This window comes from Betaproteobacteria bacterium (assembly GCA_016709965.1).
In the GTDB taxonomy this organism is placed as follows: domain Bacteria; phylum Pseudomonadota; class Gammaproteobacteria; order Burkholderiales; family Rhodocyclaceae; genus Azonexus; species Azonexus amarohabitans.
Genome location: JADJLT010000006.1, coordinates 1,190,483 through 1,208,232 on the forward strand (window position 1 = coordinate 1,190,483; position 17,750 = coordinate 1,208,232).

General features: G+C 66.9%; 17 protein-coding genes and 2 pseudogenes. All 19 read right to left on the minus strand.

Going from position 1 to position 17,750, the window contains the following annotated elements; genetic code table 11:
• Window positions 1-9: 9 nt before the first annotated feature.
• The 19 genes and pseudogenes from IPJ12_20155 to IPJ12_20245 all read right to left on the minus strand — a co-directional run bounded on the left by IPJ12_20155 (window position 10) and on the right by IPJ12_20245 (window position 17,699).
• Complete coding sequence (locus tag IPJ12_20155; GenBank protein ID MBK7649406.1) at window positions 10-1,434, minus strand: conjugal transfer protein TraH; 1,425 nt, start codon at window positions 1,432-1,434, stop codon at window positions 10-12.
• 19 nt (window positions 1,435-1,453) lie between these two features.
• The gene (gene traF, locus IPJ12_20160; protein MBK7649407.1) at window positions 1,454-2,335 is read right to left on the minus strand and encodes a conjugal transfer protein TraF; all 882 of its coding nucleotides are present in this window, start codon (window positions 2,333-2,335) and stop codon (window positions 1,454-1,456) included.
• A 7-nt stretch (window positions 2,336-2,342) separates the two neighbouring features.
• Window positions 2,343-2,717, minus strand: coding sequence for a hypothetical protein (locus tag IPJ12_20165; protein MBK7649408.1), 375 nt, complete (start codon window positions 2,715-2,717; stop codon window positions 2,343-2,345).
• Window positions 2,714-5,035 (minus strand): type-F conjugative transfer system mating-pair stabilization protein TraN, encoded by a 2,322-nt coding sequence (traN, locus tag IPJ12_20170; GenBank protein ID MBK7649409.1) that lies wholly within the window; start codon window positions 5,033-5,035, stop codon window positions 2,714-2,716. The genes IPJ12_20165 and traN overlap by 4 nt, the downstream gene beginning before the upstream one ends.
• 9 nt (window positions 5,036-5,044) lie before the next feature.
• Window positions 5,045-5,797 (minus strand): type-F conjugative transfer system pilin assembly protein TrbC, encoded by a 753-nt coding sequence (gene trbC / locus IPJ12_20175; protein ID MBK7649410.1) that lies wholly within the window; start codon window positions 5,795-5,797, stop codon window positions 5,045-5,047.
• Window positions 5,784-6,807 (minus strand): annotated as a pseudogene (locus IPJ12_20180) (TraU family protein). The gene trbC and the pseudogene IPJ12_20180 overlap by 14 nt, the downstream one beginning before the upstream one ends.
• The gene (gene traW / locus IPJ12_20185; protein ID MBK7649411.1) at window positions 6,804-7,439 is read right to left on the minus strand and encodes a type-F conjugative transfer system protein TraW; all 636 of its coding nucleotides are present in this window, start codon (window positions 7,437-7,439) and stop codon (window positions 6,804-6,806) included. The pseudogene IPJ12_20180 and the gene traW overlap by 4 nt, the downstream one beginning before the upstream one ends.
• Window positions 7,440-7,822: 383 nt before the next feature.
• Window positions 7,823-8,419: a conjugative transfer signal peptidase TraF gene (traF, locus tag IPJ12_20190; protein MBK7649412.1), complete on the minus strand. Its 597-nt coding sequence runs from the start codon at window positions 8,417-8,419 to the stop codon at window positions 7,823-7,825.
• Window positions 8,416-8,784 carry a hypothetical protein gene (locus IPJ12_20195; protein MBK7649413.1) on the minus strand — a complete coding sequence of 123 codons (369 nt, stop codon included), beginning with the start codon at window positions 8,782-8,784 and terminating at the stop codon, window positions 8,416-8,418. The genes traF (IPJ12_20190) and IPJ12_20195 overlap by 4 nt, the downstream gene beginning before the upstream one ends.
• Window positions 8,781-11,348 carry a type IV secretion system protein TraC gene (traC, locus tag IPJ12_20200; protein ID MBK7649414.1) on the minus strand — a complete coding sequence of 856 codons (2,568 nt, stop codon included), beginning with the start codon at window positions 11,346-11,348 and terminating at the stop codon, window positions 8,781-8,783. Before traC ends, IPJ12_20195 begins: the two co-directional genes overlap by 4 nt.
• A gap of 7 nt (window positions 11,349-11,355) precedes the next feature.
• Window positions 11,356-11,943, minus strand: coding sequence for a type IV conjugative transfer system lipoprotein TraV (gene traV / locus IPJ12_20205; protein ID MBK7649415.1), 588 nt, complete (start codon window positions 11,941-11,943; stop codon window positions 11,356-11,358).
• Window positions 11,940-12,776, minus strand: coding sequence for a DsbC family protein (locus tag IPJ12_20210; protein ID MBK7649416.1), 837 nt, complete (start codon window positions 12,774-12,776; stop codon window positions 11,940-11,942). The genes traV and IPJ12_20210 overlap by 4 nt, the downstream gene beginning before the upstream one ends.
• Window positions 12,763-14,196, minus strand: coding sequence for a conjugal transfer protein TraB (locus tag IPJ12_20215; GenBank protein ID MBK7649417.1), 1,434 nt, complete (start codon window positions 14,194-14,196; stop codon window positions 12,763-12,765). The genes IPJ12_20210 and IPJ12_20215 overlap by 14 nt, the downstream gene beginning before the upstream one ends.
• Window positions 14,193-15,094, minus strand: a pseudogene (locus tag IPJ12_20220) (type-F conjugative transfer system secretin TraK). The gene IPJ12_20215 and the pseudogene IPJ12_20220 overlap by 4 nt, the downstream one beginning before the upstream one ends.
• Window positions 15,081-15,647 carry a type IV conjugative transfer system protein TraE gene (gene traE, locus IPJ12_20225; protein MBK7649418.1) on the minus strand — a complete coding sequence of 189 codons (567 nt, stop codon included), beginning with the start codon at window positions 15,645-15,647 and terminating at the stop codon, window positions 15,081-15,083. Before traE ends, IPJ12_20220 begins: the two are co-directional and overlap by 14 nt.
• A gap of 14 nt (window positions 15,648-15,661) precedes the next feature.
• Window positions 15,662-15,961 carry a type IV conjugative transfer system protein TraL gene (gene traL, locus IPJ12_20230; GenBank protein MBK7649419.1) on the minus strand — a complete coding sequence of 100 codons (300 nt, stop codon included), beginning with the start codon at window positions 15,959-15,961 and terminating at the stop codon, window positions 15,662-15,664.
• Between the two features lie 30 nt (window positions 15,962-15,991).
• On the minus strand, window positions 15,992-16,342 hold the full coding sequence (locus tag IPJ12_20235) for a hypothetical protein (GenBank protein ID MBK7649420.1): 351 nt from the start codon (window positions 16,340-16,342) through the stop codon (window positions 15,992-15,994).
• A gap of 140 nt (window positions 16,343-16,482) precedes the next feature.
• The gene (locus IPJ12_20240) at window positions 16,483-17,163 is read right to left on the minus strand and encodes an OmpA family protein (GenBank protein ID MBK7649421.1); all 681 of its coding nucleotides are present in this window, start codon (window positions 17,161-17,163) and stop codon (window positions 16,483-16,485) included.
• Window positions 17,160-17,699: a lytic transglycosylase domain-containing protein gene (locus tag IPJ12_20245; protein MBK7649422.1), complete on the minus strand. Its 540-nt coding sequence runs from the start codon at window positions 17,697-17,699 to the stop codon at window positions 17,160-17,162. The genes IPJ12_20240 and IPJ12_20245 overlap by 4 nt, the downstream gene beginning before the upstream one ends.
• Between the last annotated feature and the right edge of the window lie 51 nt (window positions 17,700-17,750).

Below are 17,750 nucleotides of genomic sequence, written 5' to 3' on the forward strand. Positions count from 1 at the left end.
CCGTCGGCGCTACTGCGCCAGATAGGCGGCCTGCTGGCCGAGCATGTCCATCACGTGCTGCGGCATGCTGGAGCGCAGTTGGCGCTCGAGCTGTTCCAGGTGGCTAGCCACGGCCCGGAAGGAACCCACCTTCTGGTAGAGCAGGTTCTTTTCCTGCGAGAGTTGCAGGAGCATGGCCTGCGCGCGCTGGCGGATCTGGTTGGCCTGGTCACGTTGCGTCTGCTGCAGCGTGTAGTTCTTGTCGAGAGCGGCCATGCCCAGACGCAGGTTGCGCTCCAGAAAAACGTAGGCGTAGTCGGCGGCGATGACGTCGCGATACTGGGCGATCAGGCTGTCGGCAAGGCCGGAGCCCGGGATGCTGGTGCCGATGGACAGCATCTTGTAGACGGGCTCGGTGGTCTGGTTCACGAAGCCGACCTCGGATGAGTTGTTGGGAATGGCGGTGCGCGTCGTGATCTTCTCGGCGATGGAGCGCATCATGGCCTCGACCTTGGCCGTGAAGGGGGTGTGGGTGTACCCGGTGTTCAGGGTGACCACATCGCAGTTGGTGTAGTCGTTGCACTTCAGCACGTGCTGGATGACATCCGTGCCGCTCGCCGCACTCTGGCCATACAACAACTGGCTGATCGACGTGAGCGTAGGCGCGATCGGCTCAGGGTCGCGCGCCGATTCCTCCGGGTAATAGATGATCGTGCCGACCAGGCTCATGATCACCTCGCGCTCCTGATCGTCAAGGTAGGAACCCGTGTACTGCAGCGCTTTCCAGGTCAGGTTGCCGACGAAGGGGGCCTTGTTCTTCACGTTCGGATCGGTGGAGGAACGCGCCGATGCCAGGATGCTGGGCCGGTCGGAGCCACAACGCCGGCGCGCCGCATCCCGGTCGCTCTCCAGGCCCATCTCGACGGCGAGGTCGGCGCAGGTTTCCTGCGAGCTGTAGCCGACGGATTCGGCGGCCGTGCTGACGATGGCTTTGGCGGTCTCGCACGAGTTGATGCGGGCATTGTTGATCCAGGTCTCCAGCCCCTTGGCCCACTTGGTCAGCCCGCCCAAGAGCGGCGAGACCGCTTCGAGCGCCAACTGGAAAGCGATGCCGGGTAGGGCGGCCGTGATGTTCTTCAGCATGTTCTTGAACTCGGTCGCCGAGATGTGGCTGAAGCTGCCGCCGAAGACGTCGATGCCACCGCAGCCGGCCTTGGCGCTGGGGAACTGGATGGCGGCGAGTTGATAGACCTTGTTGGGCGAGCGCATCATCAGGTTGCCGCCGGTGTAGGTATTGAAGGTCTGGCCGCGGAAGGCCCCGGGGGCCGTGTAGTTGCCGATGGCGCCCAGGTTGTTGAACATGTCATTCACCTCGGTGTTCAGGTCGCCGGCGCGCAGCGGCAGCGGCGAGATCACCAGCAGCAACGCCAGCAGCGAGGCGGTGGTGCGCCGCAACGGGGATGGTCGGGGTGGTTCATGGGGCCTCCTGCGGCAGGGCAAGACGTTGCATCGTTCCGGGCAGCATCGCCTCGGCCTGCGGGCCGGATACGACGGCGATGCGTTCCAATAACTGGGATTCCGAGAGCACGCCAAAGCCGATGGGCGTGATTTTTCCGGTGAAGGGCTGCGCCAGGAAGACGGCGGGCACCTGCGTGACCTTGAGGGTGGTGGCGATGCCGTTGTCCGGGCGCGCGTTGGGGAAACCAGGCATCGGGCCGCCATCGACGCTGATGGCCACCACCTGGATGCCATGGCGCGCCTGGAAGGTCGCCAGGGTCGGGGCGAAGGCGTGGCAGTACGGGCAGTCCGAGCGGTAGAAGAAGAACAGCACGTGGTCCTTGCCCAGTTCGGCAATCGAACGGGATCGATCCACCCACTCGGTCTGCTCGAACACTTCCAGTGCCTTGGCGTTGACCGGCCGGCCTTGCAGCGTCGGATCGAGTGCCGGCGTGGCCCAGGCGACCCGCTGCGCCACGTCGGCGAAATAGGATGCGCGCGCGACGACCCGGGACTCGAGTTCCATGTAGCGGCGCACGTTCGCCTCGGTCGGCCGCATGATGGCGATGTTGCGGGTATCCTCCAGCGTCTTCTGCAGGCGTTCGAACTCGACCAGTTCCGGAGCTTTCGAGGGCGGAGCCGATGGCGCCGCGGGCACCACCTTGCCCGGCAGCGGCGGACGTTCCCGTTCCTCGGGCACGGGGTCTTCATAGAAATGCCAACCGCGCCAACGGTCGGACCAGTAGCTCGAAACGGTATCCTGGGCATCCTGGGCCGACGCGGCGCTGGCGCCCAGCATCGAGGCCAGCGCCAGCACCAGCGCCAAGCGGACGGGGATGGGGAACGAAAAGCGCTTCATATCGGCTCTACTTCAGGGATTGCGGCGGCCGGCCGTCGAGGCAGTAGTTGATGCCGAAGTCCATCGTCTGCCGGCGCGGGCTCAATGCGCCGGGCAGGAGAACGCCGTCTTGCCAGAACGTGACCTTCAGCCGGCTGCAACCCGGTTGGGCGTAGCGCTTCTCGGTCGTTACGTCGATGAAGATCGGCGAGGTGGCACCGAAGCGCCGCGTGATCGCATCGGCCATCTCGCCGGTGAGGACGCCGTGGGCCTGCCCGTCGGTCGCCTGGAGGGCGGCCAGCATCACCGGGCGCGCGTCGGGCACCGGCGTGCGGAGCACGTCGTCGGCGAAGACGGGCAACGCGAATGCGGCGAGCAGCGCAACGGCATAGAAAGGCTTCATTGGCATTTCCCCTGTCCGTAGTAGCAGGTGGTGAGGCGCGAGGCGTTGCTGCCCTGGATCGTTCCGACACTGGGCAGCGTCGGGACGATGGAGGCATAGAATTCAGAAAGGTCCATCGCCGCAAAGTCCAGGCTCTGCAGTTGCGCGATGCTGAAACCCGAGCAGTCAGGGTTCTCGCCGGAGCCCCAGCCCTTGCCCACCTGGACGCGGCCCTGCTCGTTGACGATGCGCGCGAGCTTGCTGTTGAAGCAGCACTTGCCGGTGGTGTGCTCGATGCAGGCGACACAGGCGCCGAGGATGCGGATGCACGACGAACAATAGGTCCCGACGCTATGGCACAGGCCGGCCCCTTCCTTCATCGCGACCTTGCCTTCCTCCTCGTTGCAGGACGACATCGACATGATGATGTAGATCACCACCGCGATCGCCAGGGACCAGGGATCGAAGGCGACCACCAGGCCGTCGCCGGAGTAGAGCACGACCGAACTGGCCGGCAGCGCGGTGCCGTTGATGGCGACGGTGACGCCATAGGTCGTGAAGCTGCCGGAAAAGCCGCCGCTCATCAGCAGCGCCTGCATGCCCTGGTAGAGGAACTCGCGGTTGTCGGCGTTCATCAGCACGTCATAGACGAGGCGCGAACCCGTACCGAACAGGCTCTGGTTGGTCATGCCGGCGCCGGCCGAGTCGGAATAGCAGCAGTTCTTGAACAGCCGGTCCCGGCATTTGTTTGACTCGCCCTTGAACACCTGCATGTTGTCGGTGTCGAGGTACACGCCGGCTTCGCGTGCGGCTTCCATCAGCGACATCGAACGGGCGAAGTCGGCGTCGTTGGTGTAACTGGTGTTGAAGCAGTTCGAGCCCAGGCAATAGACGTTGGCGGGGCAGTTCGAGGCGGTGGTGGCGGTTTGCGCGGCGACCGGGCAGGTGTAGGTGTCCTGGGTGATCTCGCACAACCCGGTCGCCGCATTCATCTGCTTGCAGGTGCTGGTCGCCGGGGTGCAACCGCTGCTCGCCAGTGGGGCGCACTCGTCCACCGGGGCGCCCGCGGTGCAGGTCAGGGTACGCTCATAGGACCAGCAGGCGCGCGTGACGGCGCGGCCGTCGATGGTCTTGGTGGCGGGGCCGTCGACGCAGCGGTCGGCGGTGGTCACGGTGCAGCGGCCGCCCTCGGTCAGCGTGGCGCTCCTGTCGACCCAGACGTCGGTCTCGTGCTGCTCCATGGTCGGCTGGACGAATGACAAGGGCAGGCTCCAACCGGAGGCACCGACCAGGGTCGCGGGCCCCGCCGGCAGGGCGCACTGCCCCCCGGCTTCGTCGTAGATTGTCGTGCTGCCGCCCGGACAGCCGGCCTCGGCGTCGGGGACGGAGAGGGTGAAGCACTGGTCGGCCGCACCAGCAGTGAGGAATATGCCGGCCCAGTAGGTGCTCAGCGTATCGCCGCGCACCGTTCCGGCGGGGCAGGCATAGACCGGCGTGCCGAACTGGAAGGTGTAGTTGCAACTCCCGGCGGTGCAGCCCGAGCCCGGCATCATGACGACCTTGAAGGGGCGCCAGCAGTAGCCCTGCCAATGCGGCGACAGGTCGGTGACATAGGCGGCCTGGGTGGCGGGTGCGATCGGCAGGTCGAGCGCCTGCCAGCCGATACAGGCGCCCATGCCGCCGGCAGCGTAGAAGCGGAAACGCTGCAACCCGTCGGCGCGGATGCGGCATTGCGCCTCGGCCACCATGTAGTCGGCACCGTTGCGGTTGACCTGGCCGTGGGCGAACCAGGTGCCTTCGGCACAACTGGGCAGCAGTTCGACCTGGACCGTGAGGTCGCGCTGGGTGGTGTAGTTGCCGACACCGCTGTAACGGTTGCAGACCTTGGTGGTAGCGCCGGCGGGCGTGGTGACCTCGGCGGTGGTGCAACCCGAGTAATAGTCGGCGAGACTGCCCAGCACGCTCGACGGATTGCCTGCGATATCGCGGGCGGCGGCGACGGCGGGATCGTAGGCCGAGACCGGGGGGCGCGGCGTGTTGGCCGAAGTCACGGCACCGCGCTGCGCCTGGCAGACGGGATCGTCGGTGCTGGTGGCGCAGGCGGCCAGGCGGGCATTGGCCGCCCCCGACAGGCTGGGCTGGCCGTAGTAGGTGGTTTCCGGTGGCGTCGTGGTGTAGCCCGGCACGGCACTCGATGCACTCGGCGTATTCACCGTCCCCCGGATGACGGGATTGGCCGCCTGCCCGGCGGCGGTGCCTTCCTCGAACGGACCGGCGACGGCGGCGGTCTGCGTCGTGATGAAGCAGAAGAGCGTGATCCAGGTGACCCAGCGGCGCATCGCTCGCTCCTATCCCCGAATCCGTTTCAGGAAGGTGTCGGCGGGCGGGCCGAACCCGGGTGCCGAGCGCCGCATGTGTTCCAGCGCGTAGTCCAGGCTCACGTCGCCGGAGGTCCGCAGGAAACTGTCGGCCGGCGCGCAACTGCCGCTGGCGCAGGCAACCGGGCGGGTGCCGTCGCGCACCAGCACGAAGGTCGGTACCCGGGTGACGGCGTAGCGGTCGAAGGCCAGGGGATCGATCTGCACCGCCACCTGGCGGGAACCGATCAGGCCCTGCACCTGGGCGACGGTGTCGCGCAGCGAGCCGTTGGCGAAGCCCCGGAGGACGATCGAAGCCTTGGCACGCGCGGCCTGGTCGACCAGGCGTTGCAGCGTGGGCCGGGGCATGGACAGGCTGACGAACACCAACAGCCCGGGCCCAGTCGCCAGCCCCTGCGCCTGAGTCATTGCATCGGCTTGCGATGCGTAGCCCCGTGCCAGCGCTTCGAGGTCGATCGGGGTGCGGCTGAGGGGCTGGGGCAGCGCCTCGACGTTGGGGGTCGGCACCGGTGCATATCGGAGTTCGGCATCGCTGGGCATGCCGTACTTCCGCCGCGCCGCGTCGATGTCCTGGTCGGTGACGGTGGGCGTCTCGCGGCGGACCCGTTCGATGTCCGCGTCGGTGATGACCGGCGGGTTTTGCGCCAGGGCCTGCGCGCTCGCCACGAGCGCGGCGGTGAGGCCGAGGGCACGGGCAGATAGACGGAAATCAGAAGCCCACACAGCAGTTCCTCTTGCGAAATAACATGAAGGCGAAGTCCTCGCCGCGCACCGGATATTCCTTGCCGGCGCCCCAGAGCACCGTGGTGCGGCCGAAGGGCTGGCAGCAGCGGCCGGCCTCCTTGTCGGTGTTGGGGATCGGATAGGTGAGTTGGGTCTTGTAGGCAGTCTTGTCCATGACCGGCTCGAAGTACGGTCCGCACAGGCCGGGCGTGCCGTGCCAGCCCCAGGCGATCAGTTCGCGGTGCATCTTGGCGGTCAGGCGCTGGGCCATCAGCGCGGCGGTGCGCACGCCGCCCAGGTGGTAGGGCACGTGGCCGTCGAGGGGGTAAATGCCACCCCTGGCAGCCGGCGCACCAGAAGAGCTCCTTGAGGCCGAAGCCGACCGAGGCGGCGACGCAGTCGGCCGCGCAGGCGGCGATGGCGACCGGATTGGCGAAGAGCACGGCGTCCGGATTGAGGATCAGGGTGAGTTCGTCGTCGGCCCACAGGGGATCGACCTCGGTGAGGTAGGCGAGATCGAAGGAGCCCTTTTCCAGGCAGGGGAAGTCGGTCACCACGTCCAGCCAGTACATCACCGGGTTCACGTAGAAGTGCGCCTGGTAGAAGCTGCCGCCGTCGCCATCGCCTTCGGGGCGCGTGAAGCGCGCCGCTTCCGGCGCCGGAATGCCCGGGTCGAGATCGATGCCGCCGAGCGATACCAGGCAGAAGGGTTTGCGCACCGCCTCGACATGCCGTGCGGGCTCCCAGAAGCCGATGGAGAGCCCGATGACCGGATTGACGCCACAACTGCAGACGGGGCTCGATGGGTTGTCGGTGTCCTCCTGGTCGCCGAAGTTGGCGATGCGCGCGGCGCCGATGCTGATCGGCAGGATGCAGGACCAGCAGATATCGGTGATCGGATTGGGAAACTTGCCGGTGCAGGTGGCCGCACCGGCGGCGAGGCTGGGGCCGGCCGCGCAGGCGAGCACGGCGGCGAGCAGGAAAGGAACGAGGCCGCGATGGGCATTCATGGGGACACCGCCAATTCGTCGATACGCAGCCGCAGCCCTTCCTGCGATACCAGCGCCGGCACCTGGGTGATGCCCAGACGGCGGGTGAGCAGGCCCTGCTGGTCGTAGTAAACCGGGAGGTGCCAGGCCTGCATCAGGTCCAGGTAGGAGCCGCCGACCAGGATCGGCTTCACCCGGCCCTGGTAGAGGGCGATCAACTGCCGGGCGCGGCCGACCTGACGCGGGTCGCGGGCATCGAAGAACAGCAGGTGCCGGGACAGCGACACCACCTCCAGCGGGTTCTTGCGCGTGCCGGCGGCAAACAGCAATTCGCCCTGGGGGCCGAGGAGGTTGCGATCCAGGGTGAAGCTCGGGTCGAAGTAGAAGGTCCGCACCGTGTCGGTCGGCCGCAGGCCGGTGACCGGCGGCGGATTCTTCACGGTCGCGATGCTCCGCTTCCGGGCTTCTGCTTCCAGGCGTCCGAGTTCGCCGCTGCGTTCCTTCTCGCGCAGGCGCTGATCGATCATCTGGAGCAGATGGGGTTCGCTGATCTCGTAGGTCGGCCCGATGACGCCCAGATCCATGGCCCGCACGCCTGCCGCGCCCAGCATCAGACCGAGCACCAGGGGAGCGGACACGATGCAGCGTTTCATCGCGCCCCCTGGTCGGGCAACGGATCTGTCCGGCGAGTGGTTCGCGGGCGGCGGTATCGCGCAGGTGGCTGGCACGGATCAGTCCCATCAGCACCGGATCGCCGTCACCGTCCGATATCGCTTGGCGCAACTCGGTCGCGGTGAGTGCCCGGCCACAGCGCCGCTCGAAAGCCGCGAGATAGTCCTTGGTCCCCGCCTCGGCGGCGGGGGCGATTTGCCGCAGGAGGCCGAGATAGTCGGCCAGCGGCATGTCATTGATCCCTGGCGTCGTCGGCGTCCCGTGGATCGGCCCGCGGGCCGGACTGGACTGGCCCCGGGCGGCCGGCTGGGTCAAGAGGCCGAGCAGCGCGAGGAGCAGAAGGGCCTTGGTCATGGCGCGCCTTTCAATACAGCGGAACCACGACACCGACCACCTGCTCGGCCCGTACCAGGCCGCTGTCCTGGTAGCGCGAGTCGAAGGAGTCGGGGCTGGTGCCCTGCACGTAGTAGTGCCCGGGCGGGATGACGGTGGGCGTAATCGGGTCCAGCGGACTATGGTCGTAGGCCTGCAGCTTGGCCACGCCGACCTCCTCGCCGTTGATCGCCACGTGCCGACCGGCGACGGTCACGGCATCGCCCGGCAAGCCCCGCACGATCTTGAAGAAGGGCTGGCCGCGCAGCCCCGGGTAACGCGCCTGCGCCTCACCGTCGAACGAGAAGACGATGAAGTCGCCGCGCCGCAGGGGGTGGGGTCCATGCACCAGCCAGGCGATGCGATACGGCAGGCTCGGCGTCCAGTTGAAGAGCACGGGCAGCCGCGGCGTCGCATCGATGAAGAGCCGGGCATAGGCCAAGCCCCAGATCGCCAAGATCGGCAGGTAGACATACCAGCGCCGGCGCACATGGCACAGGAAATCGGCAAAATGTTTGACGGCCCGCCGCCCTCTGCCGGGGTTCGACGCGGCACGCGGTTGCGCCTGTTGGATCGGTTCGGGGTTCATGGCGCTGCCACCTTTCTGCGCAACTGTGCCGTCAGGTCGACGGTATTCGGCGTCGGTCCGGCCACGGCGGTCCTGAGGATCACCAGGCAGTTGCATTCCCGCGGCAACTCATCGAGGGCGAGCGGCAGGCGCTGGGCGAAGGCCCGGGCCATGTTGAGCGCCTTCTGGCGGTCTTCCTCCGAACTTGCCTTGGTGAGGATCTGGGTGAACTCGGCTTCCTTGGCGCGGTACACCTCGGCCACATCGACCACGCCGATGACCAGCGCCGGCCGCAGCACCACGCGGTCGTAAGCCGCGAGCGAGGCGCCCACCACCAACAGGGTGATCAGGCCCTGGACCAGCCATTGGAGAACGGTCGTCTTCATACTTTATGCCCCCGGCGGCGCAGCAGTTCGCCGATCGCCTCGTCGATGGACAGGCCCTGGGCACGCAATTCGTCGATCGGCGCGTTGTCTTCCAACTTGTTGGAGAAGAGCAGGTGGGTCGCCGGATCGAGGATGTTGCGGGCGACGCCTTCGCCCACGGGGGAGGAGATGTACACCTCGGAGAACACGCCGGCCTCGGTGCGCAGCGAGTTCAACAGCCGCTTCTTCGGTTCGTCCATGGTGAGCCGGCCCTTGCGGTCGAGCATCTCGATGGACTCCGGTTTCTGCCGCAGCAGGAAGACCCAGTCCGAGCAGTTGAAGGCCGCTTCCATCTGCGCCGAGCCGTAGTAGTCGTCGGCGCTCTGGGTCGCGGTGCCGAGTGCGCCGCCGTACTTGCGGGCACGCCGGGCGGCTTCCTCGATCACGGCGGCCTTGACCGGATCGTCGGCGCCGATGTCGCCGAGTTGCTGCTTCAGCTCGTCGACGAACAGCACCTTGCGCCGGTTGCGGGTCAGGTACATCTCGCCGGTGATCCGGTGCAGCAGCAGGATGTTGACCACCGCGTGCAGGTCGGGGCGGCGCTTCAACTCCTCGTTCTCGATGACGATGAAGTCGTTGGAAAAATCGACGTTGTTCTTGCCCTCGAAAAAGCGCTCGTACTGCCCGCCCTTGGCGTAGGGGTTGAGCATGATGGCGAGGTCCTTGATGCGCTGGTCGCCCACCACGCCCAGTTCTTCGATGGTTCCGCCCTTGAAGGCGTCGCGCAGCCCCGTGATGCGTAGCTCGTTGCCGTATTCCCGCCAGAGCTTCAACACCATGGCCGAGATGGCCTTGTACTGGACTTCCTCCAGGGTGTGCTGCATCGAGCACATCTTGGCGATGCCGGGCACCAGCATGTCGATGTCTTCGTTGATGTCGACGATGTGGGTGAAGGGATTGAGGCAGATGTCCACGTCGGGGCGGAATTCGATGTAGGTGCCCTGGGCCTTGCGGCACAACTTCTCGAAACTGCGGCCGAGGTCGAGCATCCAGACCTTGGCGCCGATGGCGCGGTAGGACCAGGCCATCTCGTTCATCAGCACCGACTTGCCCGAGCCCGGCGCGCCGATGATGGCGAAGTTGTAGTTGCCGAGATCGTTGTCGAAGATGTCCAGGGTCATCAGCTGGCCGCGCCGGCCGCCGAAGACCAGGGCCGGGGTGCGCGTGCCGCGCCACTCGGCGATCAGCGGCGCCATGTGGATGGCATTGGCCATGGTCTTACGCGTGACGCGGCGCATCTTGACCAGGTCCCGGTGGAATTTCTCGGTCAGCGTCATCGGCAGGCTCGCCAGCAGCGCCTGGCGGTGCATGTAGGCGTCGGCGTTCAACTGGAAGCCACGGCCGCGCCAGATGGCATTGGCCGCTTCGTGGGCGGCGACCGCCTTGTTCGGGGCGGTGAACAGCGCCAACTGGTGATACAGGCTCACCAGGCTGCCGCCGGTGTCGATGGCATCCGCTGCCGCCGTCCAGTCCTGGAGCTTCTTATTCACGTCCGGCATCACGTCGGCCATCTTCGACTTGGCGTTCTGCGTGGCCCGCACATGGTTGGCGGTGACCACCGACTTGGTGACGTTGGGGTCCAGCACCTGCACGCCCAGGGTCAGCAGAAAGGGCGCGCTGTACTGCAAGGCCGGCTGCATCAGGTCGCCGATGAGGGACCCCATCTGCCACAGCGCGAAGCGTTCCGGAAAACTCTTGATCGAGAAGAAGCGTGCCTCCAGTACGTCGGGGCTGGCTTCCTTCCACAGGGTGAGGCCGCTCGGATGCGGGTCCTGGATGGTGTCGAAGTCGACGATCTGGTCGCGCAGTTCGCGGCCGTCGTCGTAGTGCAGGTCCGGCGCATCGGTCTGGGAGATGCGGTCGGGGTTGGTGAAGAGGGCACACCAGTTGATCAGATCGGCGGCATCGCAAACGCGGTTGGGGAGCGAGGCCGAGCGCAGGGTGGACGACAGGGAATCGCGCAGCGCCATCAACTCGTCGCGCTTGTTGAGATCCTCGGGGTCGCCGCGAAAAGCGATGCTCAGCATCAAGCGGAAATCCCGGATCGTGTAGTGGAAACCGGCGGTGAGCGACTTCTGTGCGCCCTGCAGCAGGTGGCCGACGCGCTGGCGGGCGAGCTTCCTGAACAGGTTGGCGTTGCGGGCCGGCCGGCCCCATTCTTTGGCCTGCTCCGCCTGATCCTCGTCCTCGACTCGCAGGTTCGCGTAGTGGCGCAACTGGGTGCGCACCTGGGGCGAGCCGAACAGGTGGAACTGGATACCGGTGCCGGGCGGACAGTTGGCATAGAGCGAGACCAGGACTTCCGCCATGCGCTCGTCGGCGCCCGACTGCGGCATGAGCTCGAGCATGACGCCCATGCTGTCGCGGTTGACGAAGATTTTTTCGGGGGCGAGATAGGCGTAATAGGGCAGCCAGTTGGCGAACTGCTCGGCCGGCGTATCCACGGGCTGGGCGAAGGCGAAGCGCTGCGCCTGCCGGCGGTCGCGATGGGGGCCGCTCGGGGGAGTGCGGTGGGGGGCGTTCATGGCGACCTCACTGCAAACTGTTGGCATTGGGCCAAGCGAACGGGGGCCGTTGCGGCAACATCGGCGTGGCCGGCGCGTTGGTGCCGGCGTTCGGCTCGCCGGTGCTTTCCGTTGCTGACTTCGGTGGCGCCTTGAGTGGCGCATAGGCGTCGCGGATCTGGCGCTGCACGTGGTCGATCAGCCACTGGCCGTTGTCCACCTGAACATAGACGTAGCCTTGGTCGTAGAGATCGCCGTCGGCGTCTTCCCAGGGCTTGATCCACAAGCGCAGCAGGCGGGCCTGGGAGCGCAACGGGCGGGGCGTGCCGGCCGTGTCGGAAACGCTGGCGTCGACGGACGATGGGGCTGGCAGGGCCGATTCGGGCGGATTCGCTTCGGATGCCTCTTTTCGCGGGGCGGCCGACCGTTTGGCCCGTTGGCTGGGCAGGTTGTTGTGGACGGCGTTAGCGTAGGTACCCGACACCGAGTCGCAGGCGACACCCGCGGGGGCCTTGCAGGCGTACTTCGAGTCGCCGCCCAATCCGGACATGTTCATGCACGCGCCCAAGGGGAGCAGCAGGCAGAGGGCGCTGATGCGCAGCAAGAGCGTCTTCATGGCTGCTGCTCCGCGGTGGTTTGCGGCGTCGCTGGTGAAGAGATCTGCGCGAGCCGTGCTTCCAGCACCGCGCGTCCCACGAAGCCCTCGGTGCGGCTGCCGTCCGCCCAGATCAGGGTGGGTGTACCCTGGACGCCGAGTTGGTGGGTCAGTGCCAGGTTGCGGGCGATCGGGTGGTCGCAGGCGGCATCGGTCTTGAGCGCACTATTGTCGCCGTGCAGCATCAGGCGCTGCCAGGCGTTTGCGCGATCCCCCGCGCACCAGATGGCGATCGGCTTGGCCTCGCCCTGGAAGGGGACGAGGAAGGTGTAGAGGGTGACGTTGTCGAGGCTGGCCAGTTCGGACTCGAGTTGCTTGCAGTAGGGGCAGTTGGGATCGCTGAAGACGGCCACTTTGCGCTGGCCATTGCCGCGGACCGTCTTGATCGCATCACTGAGCGGCAGTCGATCGAAGCGGACGCCGGCCGCCGCCGTGCGAGCGGTTTCTGAGGCCGATCCTTGGGAGCCATTCACGCGGTTGGCCTGCGCCAGTTTTGGGCCGGTGGTATCGCGCAGGGTCGCGGTATCGAACAGGCGGCCGAAGAGGAAGTAGCGCGGGTTGTTGGCCGAGACGTAGGCCACGTTGCCGTTCATCCAGACTTCATATAGGCCGCCGATGGGCGAGCGGGTGACTTCGGAGAAGTGCGTGCCCGGATGCGCTTTCTGCAAGGCCGCCCGCAGGCGCTTTTCGTCGGGCGTGGCGGCGTCGGCGCCGGCGAACGTTCCCAGGAGTGTCGCGCTCAAGGCCGCGACGAGCACGCGCCGGGGCCGGCGCAGGGGTTCAGTAGTTGCCATCGTCGGAGGTCTCCAGATAGCGGGTTTCGGGGGTGTTGGGGAAATTCGGGGAGTGGGCGAGGCGCGCGGAAGACGGGTCGCCCGCCGTCATGGGGACGTCGATGCGCACGCCCTTGGTGATCACCACGTCGACATCGCGGCCGGCATCCACCTCGATGACCGGGAAGGTGTTCTCGGCGAGTTTGATGTAGTACTGGGCCAGCCGGTCCAGCGCCTTGCCGACGCCGCTGCCGAGACCGGCGCGGTAGGCCTCGGCACCAGAGGCGCTGGCGACCGTGCCCAGCGCCGAGGTGCTGTATTCCGTCGACGAAGTAGCCAGGCCCTGGCCGATGCCGCTGACGACGCCGGCCAGCAGCGCATTGGCGAGCATCTGGCCCTGCTTGGTGACCAGCCGCCCGCGCATGCCGACCTTACCGTCCTCGCCATAGACGCTGCCCTGGATCTTCACTTCCAGCGTGGCGCCGTCGGTACGCACGCAGGACAGGCTCTCGGTGCGCAGGTAGGCGCGCTCGGAACTGATGTCGCCGTAGCCGGCCGCGATCACGAAGCACTCGCGGTATTCGGCGCGAAAGCGGTTGGGCAGGACCGAGTTGTCTGAAAGGCGGATCAGGACCGGGTGGGGATTGGACTGGGACTGGCCGCCGGTCGGCGCATCCAGCCCGCCCAGCAGCGTGCCGCGGGTAAAACTCACCGGCAGGAAGGTGGCGACGGTCCGGGCAAGCGCTTGCGACGTGCTGCCCGAGGCCGGGTCCGGATTGACACCGGTGTTCGCGACCGGCGCGCCGGTGCCGGCGCGGGATCGGTCCGCGACGGTGATGCGCGTGATCGCGGGTTGCGGCGCCGCCAGCGGTGTCGAGAGCAAGGCGTCGCCCGGGGCGCCGCTGGGCATCGCGCCGGTGGGCGATCCTTTGGAAGGCGGCGGGGCCGTGGGCAGGCTCGCCGGCGGCGGTGGGGCGGTCGGCGTGGTCGCAACGGGGGTGGGCGCCCCCGGGGTGGCGGCCGCTTGCTGAGCCGAGGTGAGCCGCTGTTCCAGGTCCGCGAAGCGCTGCATGGTCTTCGCTTCGAAGGCTTGGGCGTTCTTGTTGAGCCGTCCTTGCTCTTCACGTTCGTTCTCGTACTGGGCGAGCTTGCGTCCGGCCGTGCCGACCCACTGATCCACCGGATTGACCTGGCCGCCGGGTGGCATCACGCCGATGTTGGTGACCGCACTCGGTTGCCCGGCGGACGCTTGGGCGGCGCCGGTCTTCGGAGGGTTGCCGGTGAAGGCGAAGATCAGCCAGAGCAGCCCGACTCCGCCGGCCAGGAGCGTGCCGAACATGGCGTATTGGCGTTGCCCGGGGGAAAGGTGCTGCATCACTGGCTGCGAAAGGCGTTGCGGCAGGCCGCGCAGGGACAGGAAGGGCTGTTGTGGCGTGATCATGGCGCCTCTCCTCGGCGGATCACCAGGACGCTGGTGCTCTCGCCGGGGCGCAGGTTGTGCTGCTCGATACTGACGCCGGTGACGACGCCACCGGTTGACTATTGGGGCGATCGAACTCCGGTTCGGCCAGCACCATGGGGGCATTGCTGACGTTCTGCAGCAGGTACTTCTCGCCGATCAGGCCACGTCCTTCGTACTGACGCACCAGCGAGAAGCGCGCCTGGGTCCACAGTGGGACCGAGCGCGGGGTCTCTTCGACCCGGACGTCGGGCGGCACCCGATCCGAAGCCATCGCCACCAGCAGCGCCTTCATCGCGCGGACCGGGTTGGGTGACGGACCGGCCCCTTGGGCCGCTGTGGCTGGCTTCAACGCCCTGAGCGTCCTGTCGCGGATGACGATGGTGTCGGCTGGGGTATCCGCGCGGCGCAACAGCAGCGTGTAAGTGGTGCTCGCCGACGAGACGAACAGGTTGATCGGTTTCACGGAATCGCCGACCGGGCGAACGTAGATTTCGCCCTTGTCGCGGTCGCACTCCAGCACGATCTCACCGGCCGGATTGATCGCCGAACTGATGCCGCCGCCGGGCGCCGTGCTGCTCATGCCCGGCGTGGCGGGAAGGGCCGTCGCTGCACCGCAATGACTCGAATGGATGTTGCCGAACACGTCGGTGATCGGCGCCCCGTCGATGCGGATGCGGGTCGGCTCCTTGATCGACACGATGGCTTCGACCGACACGCCGTCGCTGGCCTCGACGATCTGCAGCGCTTGGGCGGGCACGGCCGTCAAGGTGGCGATGGCGGCCGTTGCAGTGATGGCGGCACTCATCGCCCATCCGTGCCGAGGCACAAGGACGAACCGATGCGGGGATCGGGCTTGGGTTGGTTCAGTTGCCGGCATTGGGTATCTCCTTGAAACTCTTCAAATGCATGCGCGCACCGGCGTAGCTGAACTCGACCCGATAGGCCTTGAGGTCGTTGGCGGTCTCGAAGCCGTTGACCAGGGTGCGCAGGCGGCCGCGAATGACGATGCTCTGGCCTTCTTCGCTGGGTACGAGCTGCTGGGGCGCGAACACGGTGGCGGCGTTGATGCGCTTCAAGCGTTCGGCCTCCACTTCCTGCCGCGTCTTGAGCGGGCCGTACTGGTCGGTTTCGACATAACCGAGCAGGATGTCCTTCTTCCAGTCGATTGAGGCCGGCGTCACGTCGAGCACCAGCCAGGCGATGAAACTGCCCATCTGCTCGAGGTATTCGTTGCTGGCCTGGTCGCGGGTGACCCAGAAGGTTTTGTTGAGCGAAGGGGGTACGACCACGGTGCGCACCGTCCCGAGCAGGTTGAGGATCACCACCAGGGCGAGGATCTGGCCGGCAGCGAGCGCGCCGACCGCCAGGCCCAGCCCGCGATTGCGCCGCCGCATCTCCTTGATGTCGCCGTTGAGTCGTTCGAAGTCCATGGGCTTTCTCCCTGCTAGCCGACCATGCGGCGGATGTGCGACGGCGGCGTCGCGCGCATGGCGGTCATCGGACTGGCGGGTAGATGCCAGTACAGCCAGTGGATGGCGAAGGCCGGGTGCTTGTCCGCCTTGAGGCGCGAAATCCAGCGCGAGACGAAGATGCCCATCGCCATGCAGACGGCGAAGGACAGCCTGCTGCCGGACAGGTAGCCGACGAAGAACATGAACAGGATCGGCGCGGCGACATCGACATCCCAGAAGCCGATCTTCCATTGGTCATCGAGACGCCGCGGGATATAGGTGTCCGCTTGCATATCGGTCTCCTGGGTGTCGATGCCGCTGGTTCAGATCACCGCGCCCATGATCGCGCCGGCGATCACGAGACCCACGGCGGCGAAGATGGCGAGGCCGACGTAAAACAGGACCGGGCCGAAGTTGCGTAACGCGGAGAGCGAGATGAGCGCGACCACGAAACCGACGAATCCGACCAGGGCCTTGATTCCCGGTCCGAGCGCGGCGATCTGGGTCAGGGCCGAGGTGAGCGGTCCGGTGATGCCGGTGAAGGCGACCAGGTCCAGGGCGTAGCCGGGAAGAGCGGTGCCGAGGCCGACGACGATCATCGCCAGCAGCATCGCGACGGTCATCGGTTTGCGGGTGGCGACGCGGGGGGAAGAAACAAGGACTGCAGTGTTCATGAAAACCTCCGGGCATGGGTGGAGCGTTGAAAGTCGGATAGGGGTGGAAAGGCGGGTGTGCGTACGGACGCGCCTGCGGGTGGGAGCGCGAGCGCTCGACGGGTGAAAGACTTCGATGTGAGCGGGCGACCGGCGCAGCGTCACGGCAGGATCTCGTCGCTCATCTGAAAGACCACCTCGACCCGCCGGTTCTGCGTGCGGCCGGCCACGGTGTCGTTCGAGGCGATGAAGCAGCAGGCCCCGCGAGCCTGCAGCGTCAGCGTCGCGGCCAGCGTCGGATGGGTCTTGCGGAGGTGGTCGCGAACCGTGATGGCGCGGGCGAGGGCCAGCGATTCATTGAAGGCCAACGGCCCTGTACTGTCGGTGCGGCCGACGATCTTGATGCGGCGCACGTGGAGAGGGTCGCCCATGGCCCCGTTCAGTTTGGCGCGCGCGGCGTGGCTCAGCTGGGCGCTGCCCAGGCCGAACTGCACGATGACCGTGCGCGAGCTTTCCGCCTCCGTCGCAGGGTCTTGCGCCAAGGGTGCGGGGGCGACGGATTCGGCCGGGGTGACTGCGGCTTCGCGCCCGATCGGCTGGCTGGGCTTCTCCAGCGCGAGCGTCTTGGGTGTGCGGGTCGGGCATGCCGGGGGCACGCACTTCGCGAACTTGGTCCGGCGGCCGAAGTCGAGCTGTGCCAACTGCGCAGGCGTCCCCGCGTGCATCCCCAATGTGGGCTCGGCCGGCACCGACGTGCGAAACAGGCTGCACGACGATGCGAGGGCGGTACAACTGGCGACCAGACCGAGCGCAGCGACGCGGCGCAGGAAGTGAGCTGTCATGGCGAGACCCTCACCGATATCAGGGCGGGAATCGTTGTCGCCGTCGATACCAAGTGTTTGCCAAACTGCGCGCTGCGTTGTGCGGGTAACTGGCGGTACACCCGCCAGGCGTATTGAGCGCGGGCCTCGATGCAGTCCTTGCCCTTGAGTTGCGAGCAGGCCGCGTTGTAGGCGCCGACGGCATCCCACGTCGCACCCCGCCGAGAAAAGCTGTCGGCCAGCAGCCATGCGCCGACCCGGATGTTGGTGCAGGGATCAAAGAGATCGGCTTCCTTGATACCGTGACGGGACAGGGTCCGCAGGTGGCCGCTGTTGATCTGCATGAGGCCGATGTCGTAGGACCCGGTGCGCCGGAGGTGCGAGCGGTTGACCGCCTGGGGGTTCAGGCTCGACTCGACCCGGGCAACGGCATAGAGCAGGTCGGCCGAAATGCCGTAGCGCTGGGCCGCCTCCTCCCAGCAGGCCCGTGCCCAGGCGGGCGCGGTCGCCAGGACAGCCAAGGCAGCCAGACCGGCAAAGTACAGCGGCAGACGCATGAGTCACCTCTCCAACGAAACCGGAACGACCCGCCTGGGGGCGGGCAGCGA

Coding starts and splice junctions, on each gene's coding strand:
- traE (MBK7649418.1), bottom strand. CDS start 15,647: ATGGACTTCGAACGACTCAACGGCGACATCAAGGAGATGCGGCGGCGC.
- traC (MBK7649414.1), bottom strand. CDS start 11,348: ATGAACGCCCCCCACCGCACTCCCCCGAGCGGCCCCCATCGCGACCGC.
- IPJ12_20240 (MBK7649421.1), bottom strand. CDS start 17,163: ATGACAGCTCACTTCCTGCGCCGCGTCGCTGCGCTCGGTCTGGTCGCC.
- IPJ12_20245 (MBK7649422.1), bottom strand. CDS start 17,699: ATGCGTCTGCCGCTGTACTTTGCCGGTCTGGCTGCCTTGGCTGTCCTG.
- traL (MBK7649419.1), bottom strand. CDS start 15,961: ATGCAAGCGGACACCTATATCCCGCGGCGTCTCGATGACCAATGGAAG.
- traF (MBK7649407.1), bottom strand. CDS start 2,335: ATGAAGCGCTTTTCGTTCCCCATCCCCGTCCGCTTGGCGCTGGTGCTG.
- IPJ12_20235 (MBK7649420.1), bottom strand. CDS start 16,342: ATGAACACTGCAGTCCTTGTTTCTTCCCCCCGCGTCGCCACCCGCAAA.
- traF (MBK7649412.1), bottom strand. CDS start 8,419: ATGAACCCCGAACCGATCCAACAGGCGCAACCGCGTGCCGCGTCGAAC.
- IPJ12_20215 (MBK7649417.1), bottom strand. CDS start 14,196: ATGATCACGCCACAACAGCCCTTCCTGTCCCTGCGCGGCCTGCCGCAA.
- traW (MBK7649411.1), bottom strand. CDS start 7,439: ATGAAACGCTGCATCGTGTCCGCTCCCCTGGTGCTCGGTCTGATGCTG.
- IPJ12_20195 (MBK7649413.1), bottom strand. CDS start 8,784: ATGAAGACGACCGTTCTCCAATGGCTGGTCCAGGGCCTGATCACCCTG.
- traN (MBK7649409.1), bottom strand. CDS start 5,035: ATGCGCCGCTGGGTCACCTGGATCACGCTCTTCTGCTTCATCACGACG.
- IPJ12_20210 (MBK7649416.1), bottom strand. CDS start 12,776: ATGGCAACTACTGAACCCCTGCGCCGGCCCCGGCGCGTGCTCGTCGCG.
- traV (MBK7649415.1), bottom strand. CDS start 11,943: ATGAAGACGCTCTTGCTGCGCATCAGCGCCCTCTGCCTGCTGCTCCCC.
- IPJ12_20165 (MBK7649408.1), bottom strand. CDS start 2,717: ATGAAGCCTTTCTATGCCGTTGCGCTGCTCGCCGCATTCGCGTTGCCC.